Here is a 1149-nt window from a genome sequence, read left to right on the forward strand (position 1 = left end):
TGTGACTTTGTCCGCTAAATGGCGTGACATCTTGATCGCTGTGTGGCGCCCTCAGAGTGTCCACTCGTGAGACGCGTCGCCGGTAGGGTGAACAGGTATGAAACCCGCCTGTCTCACAAACGCATCAACGACAGACGGTGACACCGCTCTGGCAGGCCTTCTACTCAACTCCTTGCCGCTCAAGCGCCCCGTCTATGCCGCCTGTCTCGCCACAGTCGGCCCGGCAAGCACTCGCATCGCCACGATCGGGTGCGACCTGCAGAAAACGTTCCACATCGGTTCAATCAGCAAAGCCCTCAACGGCTTGATCTACACCGACATGGTGCAGACCAGGCTGATCTCACCGCACGACCGGCTCGAAGACTACCTCCCCCTGGCCGGAACAGCTGCCGGTGAAGCGACTTTGGAGTCCTGTCTGACCCACACCTCAGGACTGCCTGCCACCGGCGGGGGAATCCGGTCAGCAGCCCGAGCGCTCAGTGCTGTACTGACAGGTGGTGATCCACAACCCGAGAACCTCGCCGATCTGATGAACCAACTTCGCCGATCGCGTGTCCGTCATGCCGGGCGCTTCAGCTACTCCAACCTCGCTGCCTCAGCATTGGGCCACGCGTTAGCGGCCGCCGACGGGGCGGACTACCCGATGCTGGTGCGAAACAGGCTGACGATACCGCTGGGGTGTTCACGCCTGCGCGCTCAGCAACCTGCACAGCGAAACCTCCCGCATGACCTCAACGCTGTCACCGTGTGGGGCACTGACCAACTGCCCTGGACCGGGCAAGGCTATGGACCGGCCGGAGTGATCAGGGGAAGCGCCCATGATTTCGCCACGGTCATGTCAACCCTTCTCGCCGATGACTGTGTCTACGAGGATGCTTTCCGAGTGCGCTTCACTGATGACACTGAATCTGTCGCGGCGGGGTGGTTTGTTGAAGACAGATCCGATCGACCCCTGGTGTGGCACAACGGTTACGCCTCCGGATTCGGCGCTCACATGGTGCTGGATCGCCAGCGCCGACGAGGGGCGTTCATCTCGGTGGTCAGCCCGTATCCCGACGCGGACATCGAGCCCGTCGCGATGACAATGCTGGATGCGGCGGTGTAAGCGACATCCTCTGTACGAGGCCACGACGACAGCAGGACGTTCTC

At 61.8% G+C, this 1149-nt stretch carries 1 protein-coding gene; it reads left to right on the forward strand.

All coding sequences use genetic code 11. The features are described from left to right. Nucleotides 1-97: 97 nt before the first annotated feature. Complete coding sequence (locus IRY30_RS10250; protein ID WP_228503492.1) at nt 98-1105, forward strand: serine hydrolase domain-containing protein; 1008 nt, start codon at nt 98-100, stop codon at nt 1103-1105. Nucleotides 1106-1149 lie beyond the last annotated feature (44 nt).

This window comes from Corynebacterium suicordis DSM 45110 (assembly GCF_015351405.1).
GTDB classification, from domain to species: domain Bacteria; phylum Actinomycetota; class Actinomycetes; order Mycobacteriales; family Mycobacteriaceae; genus Corynebacterium; species Corynebacterium suicordis.